At 58.9% G+C, this 15,192-nt stretch carries 15 protein-coding genes and 1 pseudogene; 7 read left to right on the top strand and 9 right to left on the bottom strand.

The annotated features are described in order from the left end of the window. The first annotated feature begins 10 nt into the window (after nucleotides 1-10). The 3 genes from AABC73_RS09850 to ssuE all read left to right on the top strand — a co-directional run bounded on the left by AABC73_RS09850 (nucleotide 11) and on the right by ssuE (nucleotide 3,520). The gene (locus tag AABC73_RS09850; protein ID WP_341523416.1) at nucleotides 11-1,423 is read left to right on the top strand and encodes an undecaprenyl-phosphate glucose phosphotransferase; all 1,413 of its coding nucleotides are present in this window, start codon (nucleotides 11-13) and stop codon (nucleotides 1,421-1,423) included. Nucleotides 1,424-1,578: 155 nt separating this feature from the next. Further along, the gene (locus AABC73_RS09845) at nucleotides 1,579-2,667 is read left to right on the top strand and encodes a polysaccharide biosynthesis/export family protein (RefSeq protein ID WP_331150699.1); all 1,089 of its coding nucleotides are present in this window, start codon (nucleotides 1,579-1,581) and stop codon (nucleotides 2,665-2,667) included. A gap of 271 nt (nucleotides 2,668-2,938) precedes the next feature. Beyond that, nucleotides 2,939-3,520 (top strand): NADPH-dependent FMN reductase, encoded by a 582-nt coding sequence (ssuE, locus tag AABC73_RS09840; RefSeq protein ID WP_341523415.1) that lies wholly within the window; start codon nucleotides 2,939-2,941, stop codon nucleotides 3,518-3,520. 9 nt (nucleotides 3,521-3,529) lie between these two features. On the opposite strand, the gene AABC73_RS09835 is transcribed toward ssuE, so the two are convergent. From AABC73_RS09835 to AABC73_RS09825, 3 genes are all read right to left on the bottom strand, one after another. Beyond that, the gene (locus tag AABC73_RS09835; protein ID WP_341523414.1) at nucleotides 3,530-4,135 is read right to left on the bottom strand and encodes a LysE family translocator; all 606 of its coding nucleotides are present in this window, start codon (nucleotides 4,133-4,135) and stop codon (nucleotides 3,530-3,532) included. Nucleotides 4,136-4,269: 134 nt separating this feature from the next. Beyond that, complete coding sequence (locus AABC73_RS09830; RefSeq protein ID WP_341523413.1) at nucleotides 4,270-4,545, bottom strand: hypothetical protein; 276 nt, start codon at nucleotides 4,543-4,545, stop codon at nucleotides 4,270-4,272. 563 nt (nucleotides 4,546-5,108) lie between these two features. Beyond that, nucleotides 5,109-6,017, bottom strand: coding sequence for a LysR family transcriptional regulator (locus AABC73_RS09825; protein WP_341523412.1), 909 nt, complete (start codon nucleotides 6,015-6,017; stop codon nucleotides 5,109-5,111). 127 nt (nucleotides 6,018-6,144) lie between these two features. Between AABC73_RS09825 and AABC73_RS09820 the strand changes: the two genes are divergently transcribed. The 3 genes from AABC73_RS09820 to AABC73_RS09810 all read left to right on the top strand — a co-directional run bounded on the left by AABC73_RS09820 (nucleotide 6,145) and on the right by AABC73_RS09810 (nucleotide 9,061). Beyond that, nucleotides 6,145-6,846, top strand: a complete 702-nt coding sequence (locus AABC73_RS09820) for a CoA transferase subunit A (protein ID WP_065834703.1) — start codon at nucleotides 6,145-6,147, stop codon at nucleotides 6,844-6,846. 71 nt (nucleotides 6,847-6,917) lie between these two features. Next, nucleotides 6,918-7,574 carry a CoA transferase subunit B gene (locus AABC73_RS09815; protein ID WP_341523411.1) on the top strand — a complete coding sequence of 219 codons (657 nt, stop codon included), beginning with the start codon at nucleotides 6,918-6,920 and terminating at the stop codon, nucleotides 7,572-7,574. A gap of 68 nt (nucleotides 7,575-7,642) precedes the next feature. Next, nucleotides 7,643-9,061 carry a TIGR00366 family protein gene (locus AABC73_RS09810; RefSeq protein WP_341523410.1) on the top strand — a complete coding sequence of 473 codons (1,419 nt, stop codon included), beginning with the start codon at nucleotides 7,643-7,645 and terminating at the stop codon, nucleotides 9,059-9,061. A gap of 63 nt (nucleotides 9,062-9,124) precedes the next feature. Here the strand turns inward: AABC73_RS09810 and AABC73_RS09805 are convergent, their stop codons facing one another. The 3 genes from AABC73_RS09805 to AABC73_RS09795 form a co-directional block, all read right to left on the bottom strand. After that, on the bottom strand, nucleotides 9,125-9,622 hold the full coding sequence (locus AABC73_RS09805) for a MarR family winged helix-turn-helix transcriptional regulator (RefSeq protein ID WP_341523409.1): 498 nt from the start codon (nucleotides 9,620-9,622) through the stop codon (nucleotides 9,125-9,127). 99 nt (nucleotides 9,623-9,721) lie between these two features. Beyond that, nucleotides 9,722-10,288: a YbhB/YbcL family Raf kinase inhibitor-like protein gene (locus AABC73_RS09800; RefSeq protein ID WP_341523408.1), complete on the bottom strand. Its 567-nt coding sequence runs from the start codon at nucleotides 10,286-10,288 to the stop codon at nucleotides 9,722-9,724. A 209-nt stretch (nucleotides 10,289-10,497) separates the two neighbouring features. After that, complete coding sequence (locus AABC73_RS09795; RefSeq protein WP_341523407.1) at nucleotides 10,498-11,223, bottom strand: CTP synthase; 726 nt, start codon at nucleotides 11,221-11,223, stop codon at nucleotides 10,498-10,500. A gap of 52 nt (nucleotides 11,224-11,275) precedes the next feature. Between AABC73_RS09795 and AABC73_RS09790 the strand changes: the two genes are divergently transcribed. Then, nucleotides 11,276-12,205: a LysR family transcriptional regulator gene (locus tag AABC73_RS09790; RefSeq protein ID WP_341523406.1), complete on the top strand. Its 930-nt coding sequence runs from the start codon at nucleotides 11,276-11,278 to the stop codon at nucleotides 12,203-12,205. Nucleotides 12,206-12,265: 60 nt separating this feature from the next. Here the strand turns inward: AABC73_RS09790 and AABC73_RS09785 are convergent, their stop codons facing one another. From AABC73_RS09785 to AABC73_RS09775, 3 genes and pseudogenes are all read right to left on the bottom strand, one after another. Beyond that, nucleotides 12,266-13,180 (bottom strand): AraC family transcriptional regulator, encoded by a 915-nt coding sequence (locus AABC73_RS09785; RefSeq protein WP_341523405.1) that lies wholly within the window; start codon nucleotides 13,178-13,180, stop codon nucleotides 12,266-12,268. Nucleotides 13,181-13,262: 82 nt separating this feature from the next. Beyond that, nucleotides 13,263-13,958 carry a fumarylacetoacetate hydrolase family protein gene (locus AABC73_RS09780; protein ID WP_341523404.1) on the bottom strand — a complete coding sequence of 232 codons (696 nt, stop codon included), beginning with the start codon at nucleotides 13,956-13,958 and terminating at the stop codon, nucleotides 13,263-13,265. A 128-nt stretch (nucleotides 13,959-14,086) separates the two neighbouring features. Continuing rightward, nucleotides 14,087-15,131: pseudogene (locus tag AABC73_RS09775) on the bottom strand (2-hydroxyacid dehydrogenase). Nucleotides 15,132-15,192 lie beyond the last annotated feature (61 nt).

Here is a 15,192-nt window from a genome sequence, read left to right as displayed (position 1 = left end):
AGCAACGTCTATGCGTACGCAAGTTCGCGGCATTCTTCATGCGCATCAATCCCTGCTGTCGGTTGCCCATCGCCTGCTGGATCTGACAGTGATCGTGCTTGGCGGTTACTGGCAAAGTCGGCAGGATCCATCGGTATCCAGTGCCGAAGCCTGGCTGCAGATACTGCTGGCGGTGCTGGTCTTTCACTGGCTCAGCGAATTTCACCAAATGTACGGCTCATGGCGCGGCGAACGCATCCTTCGCGAGCTGACCAAGGTGTTCAATTACTGGGGACTGACCTTCGTCATCCTGCTGTGCGTGGATTACCTGCTGCTCAACCATGGGCAATTGCCGGATGACAGCCAGATGACCTGGTTCGCCTCGGTACTGGCGGTGCTCTGCGGCTATCGGTTGTTGATTCGCAGCGTCCTGCATGGCTTGCGGCGGCGTGGTTTCAACACCCGTCGGGTGGCCATCGTCGGCACCGGTCACGTCGGCGAGCGCCTGGCGGAATCGATTTCCGGCGCGCCCTGGATGGGCCTACAATTGCTGGGTTTCTACGATGTGCAGCCACAGCAGCTGGATGCCAACGGCATCGAGCCTCAGGTTCCGGTGCTGGGTGACCTGAACCAACTGATCGAAGATGCGCGCCAGGGCCGTATCGACAAGGTTTACATCACCCTCGGGATCGACGGCCAACCGCATTTGCATGATCTGGTCAAAGGCCTGAGCGATACCACGGCGTCGGTGTATGTGATTCCTGACGTGTTCATGTTCGAACTGCTGCACGCCCGCAGCGAGAGCATCAATGGCCTGGCCAGCATCAGCATTTTCGACTCGCCCATGGACGGCGCGTGGAGTCTGGTCAAACGTATCGAGGACATTCTGCTGTCCAGCGTCATCCTGCTGATGATTGCCCTGCCGCTGCTGCTGATTGCCATCGCGATCAAGCTCACCTCCCCCGGCCCGGTGCTGTTTCGCCAGCGTCGCTACGGGCTGGATGGCAAGCCGATCATGGTCTGGAAATTTCGCAGCATGAACGTGCAGGAAAACGGCGAAGTGGTTCGCCAGGCCACGCGCAACGACTCACGCATCACACCGCTGGGCGCGTTTCTGCGGCGCACATCACTGGATGAGCTGCCACAGTTCTTCAATGTGCTGCGCGGCGACATGTCCATCGTCGGTCCGCGGCCACATGCGGTGGCGCATAACGAGCAATACCGCAAGCAGGTCAACGGTTACATGCTGCGCCACAAGGTCAAACCAGGCATCACCGGCTGGGCGCAGATCAATGGCTGGCGCGGCGAAACCGACACTCTGGACAAGATGCAGAAGCGCGTCGAATTCGACCTCGAATACATCGAGCACTGGTCGCTGTGGCTGGATCTGAAAATCATTCTGTTGACCCTGTTCAAAGGTTTTCTGAACAAGAACGCCTTCTGAACCCAATCATTCCCACAAGAACAATGCTCGGGGCTACACGCTCCGCGGGAGGTGCGCGCATCCGCAAAATCACACATGAAGTCAATGTCGGTGTTGGTAAGGGAAGCAATGAAATCACTGTGGTGCCAAGCGCACCTTTAGGAAGGAAGAATTATATGAAGCTAACCCTAGCTGTTGTGCTGCTCTCCAGTCTGATTTTGCAAGGCTGCGCTTTCGCACCCGGGCAGCACATGACTCCAAGTGACGTTGAAAAGAAAGACCCGGACGGTCCGGATGTCCATCTGGTCAACATAACTCCGCTAACGCTGAAACAGCAGCGACAGCAAGCAACGGCCGCCACCAAGCCATTGCCAACCGAACTGCTGAACTACAAGACTCCCGAGTACATCGTGGGCCCAGGTGACACACTGTTGGTGATCGTCTTCGAACACCCAGAGTTGACAGCACCCGGTTCCCAGGACCAACTCGATGCCAACAGCCGGGAAGTATTGAGCGACGGCACGCTCTATTTCCCTTACGTCGGCAGAATCCAGGCAGGCGGCAAAACAGTCGGGCAGATCCGCGAACAATTGCGCATGGGCCTGTCGCCGCAGTACACCGAGGTCAAGGTCGACGTCAAAGTCCTGCGCTACAACAGCCAACGCGTATTGCTCTCCGGCTCCTTCAAATCCCCCGGCCCGCAATCGATCACCAATATCCCTTTAAGTCTGGTCCAGGCAATCAGTACTGCTGGTCTTGACCTGACCGATGCCAACCTCGCAGGTCTGACCCTGCGCCGCGATGGCAAGGACTACGTGATCGACGTCGATGCGCTTAACCGCAAAGACTCGCAACTGAGCAAAATCTTTCTCAAGAACGGCGATTACCTGCACTTGAACAGCAACTCGAAGAACAAGATCTACGTCATGGGCGAAGTCCAGCGGCCACAGGTCATTTCCTTCGGCACCACCAGCGTGACACTGCTTGAAGCCCTGGGTAATGCCGGCGGCCTGAGCCCGGACAGCGCTGACGGTGATGCGGTGTATGTCATTCGCGGAGCCGACAATCAGGCGAACGTCGGTGCCACTGTCTACCATCTCAATGCCGAAAAACCGACCGCCTACATTCTGGCCAAAGACTTCGAACTCGCCGCTCAGGATGTGGTGTTCGTAGGCCCGGCCAACATCACCCGCTGGAGCCGCTTCGTCAGTCAACTGCTGGGCTCGGCCAACGTCATTCAGACCGGCGCTGCGTTCCGCAACTGATTCCTCGGCATCGCGCAACAAAGCAACAGAACGTCCCCGCATATGCCGACTGCGGGGATTTTTTTTGCCTGCGATCTGGCGGGCAAACAAGGCCGCCAAGTGTTGTCCAGGCAACAGTCATTCAACAGTTAATCATCCATGCAGCACTGCGCGCATTCACCGGAGATTTTATAATTCGATATTAAGTCTTTAAATTCAATCAGTTAGGTTAATTCAAAGAGCTGGCATGCATGCTGCTTTATCACACAGACGCTTAAGTAAGGAATACCGCATGTTAGTCGTTTCACTCTCCGGCAGCCCCGCTCTCAAATCCCGTTCCGGCGTTGTGCTCGAACACGCACGGCGCTGGCTACAGAACCATGGCGTGGATGTCACCACGTTGCGCATCCGTGATTTCAACGCAGAAGATTTGCTGTTCGGGCATTTCGACAGCCCGCAAGTGATCGACTTTATCGAAGCGGTCAAAAAGGCCGATGGCCTGCTGATCGGCACACCGGTCTACAAGGCGTCATTCTCCGGGGCACTGAAAACCCTGCTGGATCTGCTGCCGGAGCGCTCGCTGCATGGCAAAGTCGTGCTGCCACTGGCAACCGGCGGCAGCATCGCCCACATGCTCGCCGTGGACTACGCGCTCAAACCTGTGCTGTCGGCGCTCAAATGCCAGGAAGTGCTGCACGGAATTTTTGCCATCGACACGCAGATCAGCTACGCCGACAACGAACTGGGCGGCGAGCTGGACGAGATACTGACCGAGCGTTTGCAAGAAGGGCTGGAGCATTTCTATCTCGGCCTGCAACACCGTTTGCAAGCGCGGCAGAAGCAGGCCGGCGGGCATTTGCGCCTGGCTTTATAAGCAGTCGAATCAGCCTTCCAGCAGCGGATACAACGACAGCACCAGCAGGGTCGCCATCACGCCGTTGAACACCCGCAGCCAGAACGGATCACGCAGGGCATTACGTAACAGACTGCCGCAGCCGGCCCAGACGCAGACACTCGGCGCGTTGATCAAGGCGAAGACTGCGGAAATCACCAGGACGTTGGTGAAGTAACCCTGCAACGGCGTGTAAGTGCTGATGGCGCCTACCGCCATGACCCAGGCTTTGGGGTTGACCCACTGAAACGCTGCCGCTTGCAGAAAGGTTTGCGGTTTGCCCTCATGGCCCTCTGCATCCGAAGCCGGGCCGGAGGTCGCGATTTTCCAGGCCAGGTACAGCAGATAAGCGGCGCCGGCGTAACGCAATACGGTGTACAGCAACGGATAGGTCTTGAACGCTGCGCCCAAACCCAGGCCGACAGCCAGCACCAGGCTGAAAAAGCCACAACTGATACCGAGAATATGCGGGATCGAACGGTTGAAACCAAAGTTCACACCAGAGGCCAGCAACATCATGTTGTTCGGACCGGGTGTAACCGAGGTGACAAACGCAAACAGCGCGAATGCCAGCAGCAAATCGAAAGAGAGCGTCATGAACCGATCCGTGGAGTTAAGGGCAGGCCATCAACCCTAGCGGAGCGTCAGTTCAAAACACACGAACAGTTGGGGAAAAGTTGGAGCAGTACAGTTTTTGATTTACTGCCACTGCTCACGACTGTTATAGCGACTCAACCTTGACGATCCTGGCTGACTTCAGCGCGTTCGACGCTGATCTCACCGTGATTGTCGAAGGAACGCACCGCTTGCAGCGTAGGTTCAGCCATCAACTGGGCTTTCCTTGCTTGATACTCATCGAACGACAAACCGCGACGGTTCAGGTCTTCAAGCGCCAACTGATGGGTTTCTTCAGCGGTGTAAGGGCGCAGTTCGACAGCGTGGTGGGTCGAGCAACCCGAAACAACAGCGACGCAAAGTAACAGGGCAACGGCGAGAATGCGGTTCATGGGAGTCTCCAATATGACTCGTTCGGGAATGAGCCAAGGCTACGCCCGCCACCGTTTTCGCAGAAATCACTGCTCTTGATAGTCGTTATTGTCGGGGAGGTTCAACCGCACTGTGGGAGCGAGCTTGCTCGCGAAACAACGTTGCAGACGCTGAATCTGAGCAGGATGTACCGGCCCCTTCGCGAACAAGTTCGCTCCCACACAGACTGCACAGGTATCGTGCTTCAACAGGATCAATTCCTGGAGCTATTCACGGCAACCACTGCCACAAGTTCCCACCAGACCCACCACCGAGACAATGGTCTGCAACACGGACCAGACCAGACATCACGAAAATGATCGGCACCATCAACACCAGGCCGACTTATGGTGGTGATGGCAATCAGCCAACAGATGATCAAGCGGGTGTCATGCACAAGCCAGGCGGCTGAAGACGCATCCAAAGGGGTGGCTCCTTATCACCGGTTTCGGCAGAAATATTTAGTTGTAATTTTGCTGCACGATACCGGAAGGCCCTTGGGACCCATGTGGATTTTGTGACAGTTTCGCCCGCCGACCTTGTTCTAGAGCGCTTCAAGCCTGGGCTGTTGTGACTGCGCGCATTCGATCAAGACATCCCGAAGCGCTTGGGCAGCGGCCGATAGCTTGTGATCGGCGAGCATCATCAGACCGATCCGCCGCTCGATACGCGGTTCGACCAGGGCAATGCAGCGCGCACCCAATTCCTGCATCTGCTGAATGCACAACGACGGTACCGCGCTGACCCCAAGCCCGTTAGCCACCATGCGTCCGACCGTCGATAGTTGATGGCTTTCAAACGCCACCGACAATTTGCCGTGCTGCGCTTCCAGACTCTGCTCCAGCAGCAGACGCACGGCGGAAGGTCGTTGCAGGGCAATGAAGTCTTCTTGCAACAACTCCTCCCAGCTCAGTTCGGCACGCTGGGCAAGGGGCGAATCCAGCGGCACCACGGCGACGAAGCGGTCGGTATAGAACGGCGTGAAGACCAGCGAATTGCCCGCCTCGGGCTCGAAACCGATGCCCAGCTCCACGCGCCGATGACGAACCATCTCCAGCACTTCTTCGTTGATCAGGTCATGCACCGCCACGTTGACCCGTGGGTAGCGACTGCGAAACACCTTGAGCGCGCCGGGCAGCAGATTGCCCGCAAAAGAAGGCATCGCCGCCACCGACACCCGGCCCAGTTGCAAGGTAAAGCGCTGACGCAGCAGCTCTTCGGCATTGTCCCAGTCGGCGAGCAATTGCCGCGCAAGAGGCAGCAAGGTTTCACCTTCCGGCGTGAGGCCGACGCTACGGGTGGTGCGACTGAGCAGTTGCCCACCCAAATCCTCTTCTAGACTCTTGATGGTCAGGCTCAGGGCCGGTTGCGAAAGGTGCAGCCGTTCCCCCGCCTGGGCAAAGCTCAGATGCTGCGCCACGGCCAGAAAAGCGCGAAGCTGCTTCACGTTCATATATTTGTTTTCTTTATTAATCCATCAGAAAAACAAAATTAACAAATCATTGGTCCCGAGAGAAGATGCAGCGAACGCTCCTCCGACGCCCAGGCAGTCGGTAACAACTATAAAAGGCGGATCAATCATGGCTGGACTCGACAAACGAGTTGCGACTTATCAAGAAGCCCTTGCTGGGCTGACCGACAACATGACAGTGCTTTCCGGTGGATTTGGCTTGTGCGGCATCCCGGAAAACCTCATCGCAGAAATCAAACGCATGGGCGTCCGAGGCCTGACCGTTGTTTCCAACAACTGCGGCGTCGACGGCTTTGGCTTGGGCATCCTGCTCGAAGACCGGCAGATCCGTAAGATGATCGCCTCCTACGTCGGTGAAAACGCCCTGTTCGAGCGCCAGTTGCTCAGTGGCGAACTGGAAGTCGAACTTACTCCCCAAGGCACCCTCGCCGAGAAAATGCGCGCAGGCGGCGCCGGCATTCCCGCGTTCTACACCGCTACCGGGTACGGTACGCCGGTGGCCGAAGGCAAGGAAACCCGTCAGTTCAATGGCCGCAATGTGATCCTTGAAGAGGCAATTACCGGCGACTTCGCTATCGTCAAAGGCTGGAAAGCCGATCACTTCGGCAACGTGGTTTATCGCCACACCGCGCAGAACTTCAACCCGGTGGTTGCCACCGCAGGCCGGATCACCGTGGTCGAGGTTGAAGAAATTGTCGAACCGGGTGTGCTGCTGCCTTCCGAAATCCATACGCCTGGCATCTACGTCAATCGGGTGATCCAGGGGACTTTCGAGAAGCGCATCGAACAGCGCACCGTACGCAAAGCCTGACGCCATCGCTTTGCGTTCTTCCGGCGCTTGCTTGTGCAGGCTGCGATAAAACAACAAAGAGATTTCAGACCATGGCACTTTCCCGCGAACAAATGGCTCAACGCGTCGCACGCGAACTCAAAGATGGCTTTTACGTGAACCTGGGCATCGGCATTCCGACCCTGGTTGCCAACTACGTGCCTGACGATATCGACGTGATGCTGCAATCGGAAAACGGCTTGCTGGGCATGGGCGCCTTCCCGACCGAAGAAACCATCGATGCCGACATGATCAATGCCGGCAAGCAAACAGTGACCGCACGTGTCGGCGCATCGATCTTTGACTCATCACAATCCTTCGCCATGATCCGCGGCGGCCACGTGGACCTCACCGTCCTGGGTGCTTTCGAAGTCGACGTGGAAGGCAACATCGCCTCGTGGATGATCCCCGGCAAGCTGGTCAAGGGCATGGGTGGCGCCATGGATCTGGTGGCCGGCGCCGACAACATCATCGTCACCATGACCCACGCGTCAAAGGATGGCGAGTCCAAGCTGCTGGACCGTTGCAGCCTGCCCCTGACCGGCGCTGGCTGCATTCGCAAAGTGTTGACCGACCTGGCTTACCTGGAAATCGAAAACGGCGCGTTCATCCTGCGCGAACGTGCGCCTGGGGTCAGCGTTGAAGAAATCATCGCCAAGACCGCTGGCAAATTGATTGTTCCGGATGATGTCGTGGAAATGACATTCTGATTTGTTAACCGTTTGCAGAAAATGTAGGCGTTCCAACCACCAAAAAATAACTACAAGAGGTAACCCCCGTGGCCGCCGATATCGAAGAAAGCCGCTATGCCCGTTTTGCCCTGCGGTGCGCAAAATTCGCGGAACGCTGGTTTCCTGACTCCTGGGTATTTGCTGCGTTGGCGGTGGTCATCGTCACGGTTGCGACCCTGGCCATGGGTGCCCGCCCCGCCGAAGCGGCCAAGGCGTTCGGTGATGGTTTCTGGAGCCTGATCCCGTTCACCATGCAGATGGCCTTCGTGGTGATCGGCGGCTATGTCGTCGCCAGTTCGCCGCCAGCGGTCAAATTGATTGATCGCCTGGCGCGTATCCCGAAAAACGGCCGCTCGGCCGTGGCCTGGGTGGCGCTGATTTCCATGGTCGCCTCGTTGCTGAACTGGGGCCTGTCGCTGGTCTTCGGTGGCCTGCTGGTGCGCGCTCTCGCTCGGCGGACCGACTTGCGCATGGATTATCGCGCGGCCGGTGCTGCGGCGTATCTGGGCCTCGGCGCGGTCTGGGCACTGGGCCTTTCTTCTTCGGCGGCGCAGCTGCAAGCCAACCCCGGCAGCCTGCCACCGTCGATCCTGGCAATTACCGGGGTCATTCCGTTCACCGAAACGATTTTCCTCTGGCAGTCCGGCGTGATGCTGGCCGTGTTGGTCATCGTCTCGCTGGTGGTGGCTTACGCCACGGCGCCCGGCCCGAACAGCGCCAAGGACGCCAAGGCCTGCGGCGTCGATCCGGCTTTCAGCCTGCCAGCCCTGCCCCCGCGCAGCCGTCCCGGCGAATGGCTGGAATACAGTCCGCTGCTGATTATCCTGATGGTATTGCTGGCGTCCGGCTGGCTGTTCAACGAATTCTCGACCAAACCGGCTATCACCGCGATTTCCGGTCTGAACACCTATAACTTCCTGTTCATCATGCTCGGCGCGCTGCTGCACTGGCGTCCACGCAGCTTTCTCGACGCCGTAACCCGCGCCGTGCCCACTACCACGGGCGTAATGATCCAGTTCCCACTTTACGGCTCGATTGCAGCATTGATGACGACGGTCAAAGGCAGCGACGCGCAAACCCTGGCGCATCACATCTCGACGTTCTTCACCAGCATCGCCTCCCACGACACCTATGCGCTGCTGATGGGTGTCTATTCGGCAGTGCTGGGCTTCTTCATCCCGTCGGGTGGTGGCAAGTGGATCATCGAAGCGCCCTACGTCATGCAGGTCGCCAACGAACTTCAATACCATCTGGGCTGGGCGGTGCAGATCTACAACGCTGCCGAAGCCTTGCCGAACCTGATCAACCCGTTCTACATGCTGCCGCTGCTGGGCGTACTGGGTCTGAAAGCCCGCGACCTGATCGGCTTTTCGTTCGTGCAATTGCTGGTGCATACGCCGCTGGTACTGTTTCTGTTGTGGGCGCTGGGTAAGACGTTGAGCTATATCCCGCCAATGATGCCCTGACTTGAGTCTGCGGCCACGCCTTGCACACCCACGTGCCGGGCGTGGCAACTCGGGCAATTCGGGTTAATCCTCAACCGTCTCATCGCCGTAATCCAGGGCGGCAACCTTGCCCAACAACTCACGCAGTTCACAGGCTTGCTGTTTGCCGAGTCTGGTTTCGAAGCACTGCTGAGCCTCTTCCCACAACGCTTGGGATTCGAGCAATTTATCCACACCACACTGGGTGAGCCGCACACGACGGCTGCGGCGGTCGTCGGTATCGACCTCCACTGACACCAGACCGTCACGCTCCAGCGGCTTGAGATTCTGCGCCAGCGCCGAGCGATCGATGACCAGAATCGCCGCCAGCTCAGTCATTGCCGGAGCCTGGTGGCGGGCGATCTGGATCAGGATCGAGCGCTGGGTCGAACGCAAACCACTGGGCGCCATGACGGCATCGTAGAGCTGGGAGATACGCCGGGTTGCCTTGCGCAAACTGGTGGCGTGACAAAGCACTTTGGGGGGCACCCGCAAACTGTCGGGAATGTGCAGTTCAGGTGCAGTATCGGGGCGGTGATTCATAAAATTTCCTGCCGGGAAACATCAGTCGGAAGTGGCACAGACCGGAATGCTGGCACAGCCTGACGCATTGCGACACTCACAGTGTAATCGCTGAACACTTCAAGGCCGCTCATGAACCCCGTCCAGTCGGCCCCGACCAATTACCGCGCCGGCCATCGCTCGGAGCAATTGCGTGCGATTCGGCGGACTTTCGAAATACAAGGCGCGATCAAGTGCCAACAATTGAAAGCTGTAGCGATGCGGACCGTGGCCCCGTAACGGGCTTGGCCCTGAATAAGTGGTGCTGCCAAAACTGTTGCGCCCCAGCGTCACCAACCCGCGAGAGGCGCTGCTCAAGGCGCCGACCGGCAAGCCGTTGAGTTCCGGCGTGATACCGACGGCAATGGCGTGCACGAAGGCAAACGGCAGCGCGGCATCGCCGTCTTCGATGATCAATGCCAGCTCTTTGGTGCCAGGTGGCAAACCGGTCCATTCAAGAGCAGGAGATAGATTACCGCCCGCTGCCGACCCCACATGAGACGCCGGTATCCGCTCCATCGAGGCGAATGCCGGGCTGCGCAGGTCGATATTGACCGGCGCAAACGCCACGGTTTTCTGATTCCAGATCAGTTTGTTTTCGGTCGCACTGCGTCCGCGCAACACTCGACCCAACAGACGACTCAGCATGTGACTTCCCCGGCTCATGGCAACAGTATGTAGAGGACGATAGCCCTACCCCGCCATTTACAGAAGCGTTGTCTCCGAGTCGACGTTTATAGGCAACTCGTTGGAGCGAGGCTTGCCCGCGAGTCGTAACTCCAGTCGACATATTTATCGTCTGAATTGACGCCTTCGCGGGCAAGCCTCGCTCCCACGGGTCAGCGAGATCAGCGAGATCAGCGACGGCGGCACTCCAGGCAGGCGCCAAGGAAAGCTGCAACCAGTGGCGGCAGACTTCCTGCCAGAGCCGCGCGCTCGGGCTGGAACAGGCTGGCGACGAAAAACGGATGGCCTTGCAGTTCGATGGCGCGAATCTCGCCGTTTTTATCCCTGCCGCTCACCCCCAACGCACCGGAAAACAGCTCCTCATGCAGTTCCGCCCGCAGACCATAGCGACATTGATAGCACTCGGCGATATCCAGTTGTTCATACGCCTGGGCAATCAAGGAACCGGGGCGCAAACGGATGTCAGCGACAACCTCCAGCAGCGAGCAAGTCAGCGGTGTAATGATCGCGTTGGCTGATTCAGGCGCGGTTTCCGCATGCTCGGCGTCCTGCCAGCCCAATACGTTGCGCGCGTATTCAATCAACGCATGCTGGAAGCCGCCGCAAGTACCCAGAAACGGCAGCGGCCGTTCTCGGGCATATCGAATCGCCGTGAGCGCGCCGTTCATGTCCAGATAAGGACTGGCCGGCACACACCAGATTCCGTCGAAGCCAGCCAGTCCAGCGCCATCCTGAACCTGCGGCGTGGGTACCCAGCTGTACTCAACTTGCACGCTCGCGGCACTGGCCGCCATCTCCAGCGCCAGCGGAATCGCCCGATGTGCTGGCACACTTGCGTTGTAATCCCCAACCAAGGCGATGCGTACTGTTTCACCCGTCCGACTCACCCGTTCCATGCCCTGCTCCCTGATGATGGCAATCTATTGTTGATCGCCTGCTGGGGACTATATGCTGGCGTTCACGCAAGCAAAATTGGCATTCAGACAAGTGATCAATGCACCCGCGCACTATCGACTCAATCATTCCGACCTCGCATTGATCCTGGCATTAGTGCGTGGCAAGACTCTGGTGCGGACCGCCGAACTGCTCAAGGTCGATGTTTCCACGGTGTTCCGCTCGGTGCGGCGCCTTGAAGCGGCACTGGGCACCGCGCTGTTCGACAAGAACCGAGCCGGGTACCGGCCGACCGGAGCGGCGCTAACCCTGGCCAAGCAGGCCGAAGATGCCGAACAGGCGCTGGAACTGGCGCAAATCAGCCTGGAACAAGGGCGCGAAGTGGTCAGCGGCACGGTGCGCCTGACCTGTACCGAAACGGTGCTGCAAAGTCTGTTGCTGCCTGCGCTGACTCGTTTCATGCCTGATTACCCGGCCCTGAAACTTGAGCTCAACACCTCCAGCACGTTCGCCAACCTCAGCAGCCGGGACGCCGACATCGCCCTGCGCCTGACCACCAGCCCGCCGGAGCATCTGGTGGGCAACCGGCTCGGAACGGTGTCCTACGTGCTTTGTGCCAGTACGGATTACCTGCAGCGGATCGGCCATGACGAGCCCGCCCTGATGGACTGGATCGCGCCCGACGATTTTCTCCCCGACCATCCCACCGTCACCTGGCGGCGGCAGCAACTGCCTGGCATCAATCTGAGCTATCGCTGCAGTTCGATGATGGCGGTGGCCGAGTTGGTCAAGGCGGGAATGGGCATTGCGGCGCTGCCGGACTTTCAGTTGGCCAACAGTCCACAGCTGCAAACGCTGGGTGAACCGCTGGCCGGTTATGACAGCGCGCTGTGGTTGCTGACCCGCCCGGATTGCCGCGCGCTGCGCTCGGTGTCGGCGTTATTTACCGAGTTGACGCGGGGGATTCGCTTGCCGCAGTCGTGAGAGCGCTGGGTGATGTGTCTGGTAAACACCCACCGATCCGACCTGCCCATTCCCGGATAATCAGCCCTGCGATCCCTCCCGCACTTGCCGGCGAAACTGCCCCGGCGGCATGCCGTTTACCTGACGAAATCGGCGCGAGAAGTAGGCCTCATCGGCGAAGCCACAGGCCTGGGCAATATGGCTGATGGGTTGGCTGCTGTTGCTCAAATGGCTGCGCGCCAGGCGCATGCGCCGCTCAAGCACCAGTTCCGAGAAGCTGCTGCCGGTTTCCTTGCGCAACAGATGGGTCAAATAATTGGGCGACAGAAACGCTGCGGCGGCTGCGTCTTTCAGGCTGATGGCCGGGTTGTCGAGATGCTGGCGAATGTAATCCATCACGCGACCCAAGGCGTCGCGTCGACCACGTTTGTGCGCCTTGCCCGTCGAAAGCGCCATCAATTGCTCTTGATAGAGATCGCAGACGTGCCCAATCAATTGCAACAGGCAACCGCGCAGCATCATGCCAGTGCCCAACCGGCGTGTGCGGTCCAGGTCGCGCATGGTTTGCAGCAAGCCTTGCATCCTTGCGAATTGCTCGTCATCGAACCTGAAATCCAGGTGTTCCTGGAAGCGAAACGGCGCCAGTTCCGGGGCTTCTTCCATGGGCACATCTTCCAGATCCAGCGAATCGCAGTGCAGATGTTGCAGCAGAAAATCCTGGGAAAAATTGATCAGCATGAAATTCCCGTCTTCAGGATGGGGAATCACGTGCAGCCGATGCGGCAGGATGAACGCCAGGGTATTGCGCGGGAACGGTCGAACCGCCCCGCCGATGTGCTGCACGGTATCGCCGCCCAGGTTGATCTGGATCTGGAAATACTCATGCCGATGGGGCGTCGTCAGCGCAGGTCGGGCGGATTTGTCACGGATGTAGAAATCCTCGCGATCACTGCGCTGCTGCATATCGTAGGTAGGGATGCTGGACAGACTGACCATCGGTGACGCACCTGATTCGCTGGGCCAAGACCCTTGCATGGTAGTGCAAGGGCAACGGGCGGACCAAGGGATTCGTCGTGCTTCAGCGCGCTGCTATGGTCAGGGAAAACTGGCCGATCCCTTCGACGCCACCGGTGAGCACATCGCCAGGTTGCAATGCGGCAACGCCCGCTGGCGTGCCGGTGTAGATCAGGTCGCCGGCCTTGAGCGCCACGGATTGGGAGATATAGGCGATCACATCCTTGACTGACCAGATCTGATCCGCCAAATCTCCGCGCTGACGCTCTGCGCCGTTGACGTCCAGCCAGATCAAACCCTTATCCGGATGACCGATGCGGCTGACCGGCACCAGAGGCGTGGCCGGTGCTGACTGATCGAACGCCTTGCCCCATTCCCACGGCCGCCCCGCCTTCTTCGCCACACCTTGCAGGTCACGCCGGGTCAAATCCAGGCCGACGGCATACCCCCAGACATGATCCAACGCGTCTTGCGGCGCGATATCAACGCCGCCTTTGCCAATCGCCACGACTAACTCGACTTCGTGATGCAGATCCTGGGTCAGCGGCGGATAGGCGATGCTGCCCTCGGCGGCAACCACTGCATCGGCAGGCTTCATGAAGAAGAACGGCGGTTCACGGTCTGGGTCGTGCCCCATTTCCCGGGCATGTTCGGAATAGTTGCGCCCGACACAAAACACGCGGCGGATGGGAAAGCGGCTGCTCGTGCCCTCGACGGCCAGCGACGGGGTTTCAACAGGTGCAATGACAAACTCGCTCATGGTCCTCTCCTTGAGGGCAGTGCCTGATCGAATCAGGCGATGAGCAGAGTCTGGGCATTTACCCGGCGAACGGCTTGTACAGATCCACCGGGCTTATGGACGAAACAACGCAAGTACAGCTCGAAGGATCAGCTGTGCACCGGCGTCAATACCGGCTTGCCCGCGAAGAATGCCAGCAGATTATCCGCGACCAGCTGCACAGTTCCACGGGACGCTTCCGGCGACAGCCCTGCCACATGGGGCGAGAGAATCACGTTGTTCAAGCTCTTGAGCGCATCCGGCACTTGCGGCTCGTCATCGAAGACGTCCAGCGCCGCGCCGGCAATCCGCTGCTGCTGCAAGGCCTGGATCAGCGCCTCGGTATCAATGACGCTGGCGCGGGCGATATTCACGATAAACCCATCAGGCCCCAGGGCATCAAGGGCCGCGCGGTCGATCAAGTGCTGCGTAGCCGACCCGCCCGGAGTGGCGACAATCACGAAGTCCGAGGCACTGGCCAATTCCAGCGGCGTCGCGCAGTAGGTGTAATCCACATCATTACGCGGCGTGCGGCTGTGATAATTCACCCGCATGTCGAAGCCCGCAGCTCGACGAGCGATAGCCATGCCCACCGCGCCAAGTCCCAGGATACCCAGACGCTTGCCCTCAAATGATGGCCGGGTCAGCTTGCGCCACTCGCTGCGGCGCACCGAGGCATCGCCCTGGGGAATGTCGCGCACGATGGACAGCAGCAACGACATCGCATGATCGGCCACCGTCGGCGCATTCACCCCGGCGCCGTTGGTCACGACGATGCCCCGCGCCTCGGCCGCAGGCAAGTCGACGCGCTCATAGCCGGCACCGATCACACAAATGATCTTCAAGTCGGGCAACGCGTCCATCTCGTGCGCTTCGAATCCCAACGGTCCGCGGGTCAGCACTGCGGTGATTTCCGTGCCACGCGTCGCAATCGCCTCGGCGCGCATCGCTGGCGTTGGCGCAAGAATCAGCCGCAAACCACTGTTTTCCAGAATCGGCAAATACTCGTTAACACTTTCGACCAATACCAGGACCGTCGTTGTCATGCTGGGCTCCAGAAAAATCTGCGGAAAGACGCAGACAGTAACGCGACTCTGCGCGCTTGGGCAGGGGTCTTTGCTGGATTGCTGGCTTGGAAACTGAACGTGTAGGCATTCAAAGCAGTTCAAGTCAGAAAATTCAGCGCAACGCTACGGACTCTATCCGGCTTGTGGCG

This window comes from Pseudomonas sp. G.S.17 (assembly GCF_038096165.1).
Classification (GTDB): domain Bacteria; phylum Pseudomonadota; class Gammaproteobacteria; order Pseudomonadales; family Pseudomonadaceae; genus Aquipseudomonas.
The sequence above is the reverse complement of the archived record's forward strand: the minus strand, read 5'-3'. Positions and strand labels throughout refer to the sequence as shown.

Coding starts and splice junctions, on each gene's coding strand:
- AABC73_RS09850 (WP_341523416.1), top strand. CDS start 11: ATGCGTACGCAAGTTCGCGGCATTCTTCATGCGCATCAATCCCTGCTG.
- AABC73_RS09845 (WP_331150699.1), top strand. CDS start 1,579: ATGAAGCTAACCCTAGCTGTTGTGCTGCTCTCCAGTCTGATTTTGCAA.
- ssuE (WP_341523415.1), top strand. CDS start 2,939: ATGTTAGTCGTTTCACTCTCCGGCAGCCCCGCTCTCAAATCCCGTTCC.
- AABC73_RS09835 (WP_341523414.1), bottom strand. CDS start 4,135: ATGACGCTCTCTTTCGATTTGCTGCTGGCATTCGCGCTGTTTGCGTTT.
- AABC73_RS09830 (WP_341523413.1), bottom strand. CDS start 4,545: ATGAACCGCATTCTCGCCGTTGCCCTGTTACTTTGCGTCGCTGTTGTT.
- AABC73_RS09825 (WP_341523412.1), bottom strand. CDS start 6,017: ATGAACGTGAAGCAGCTTCGCGCTTTTCTGGCCGTGGCGCAGCATCTG.
- AABC73_RS09820 (WP_065834703.1), top strand. CDS start 6,145: ATGGCTGGACTCGACAAACGAGTTGCGACTTATCAAGAAGCCCTTGCT.
- AABC73_RS09815 (WP_341523411.1), top strand. CDS start 6,918: ATGGCACTTTCCCGCGAACAAATGGCTCAACGCGTCGCACGCGAACTC.
- AABC73_RS09805 (WP_341523409.1), bottom strand. CDS start 9,622: ATGAATCACCGCCCCGATACTGCACCTGAACTGCACATTCCCGACAGT.
- AABC73_RS09800 (WP_341523408.1), bottom strand. CDS start 10,288: ATGCTGAGTCGTCTGTTGGGTCGAGTGTTGCGCGGACGCAGTGCGACC.
- AABC73_RS09795 (WP_341523407.1), bottom strand. CDS start 11,223: ATGGAACGGGTGAGTCGGACGGGTGAAACAGTACGCATCGCCTTGGTT.
- AABC73_RS09790 (WP_341523406.1), top strand. CDS start 11,276: ATGCTGGCGTTCACGCAAGCAAAATTGGCATTCAGACAAGTGATCAAT.
- AABC73_RS09785 (WP_341523405.1), bottom strand. CDS start 13,180: ATGGTCAGTCTGTCCAGCATCCCTACCTACGATATGCAGCAGCGCAGT.
- AABC73_RS09780 (WP_341523404.1), bottom strand. CDS start 13,958: ATGAGCGAGTTTGTCATTGCACCTGTTGAAACCCCGTCGCTGGCCGTC.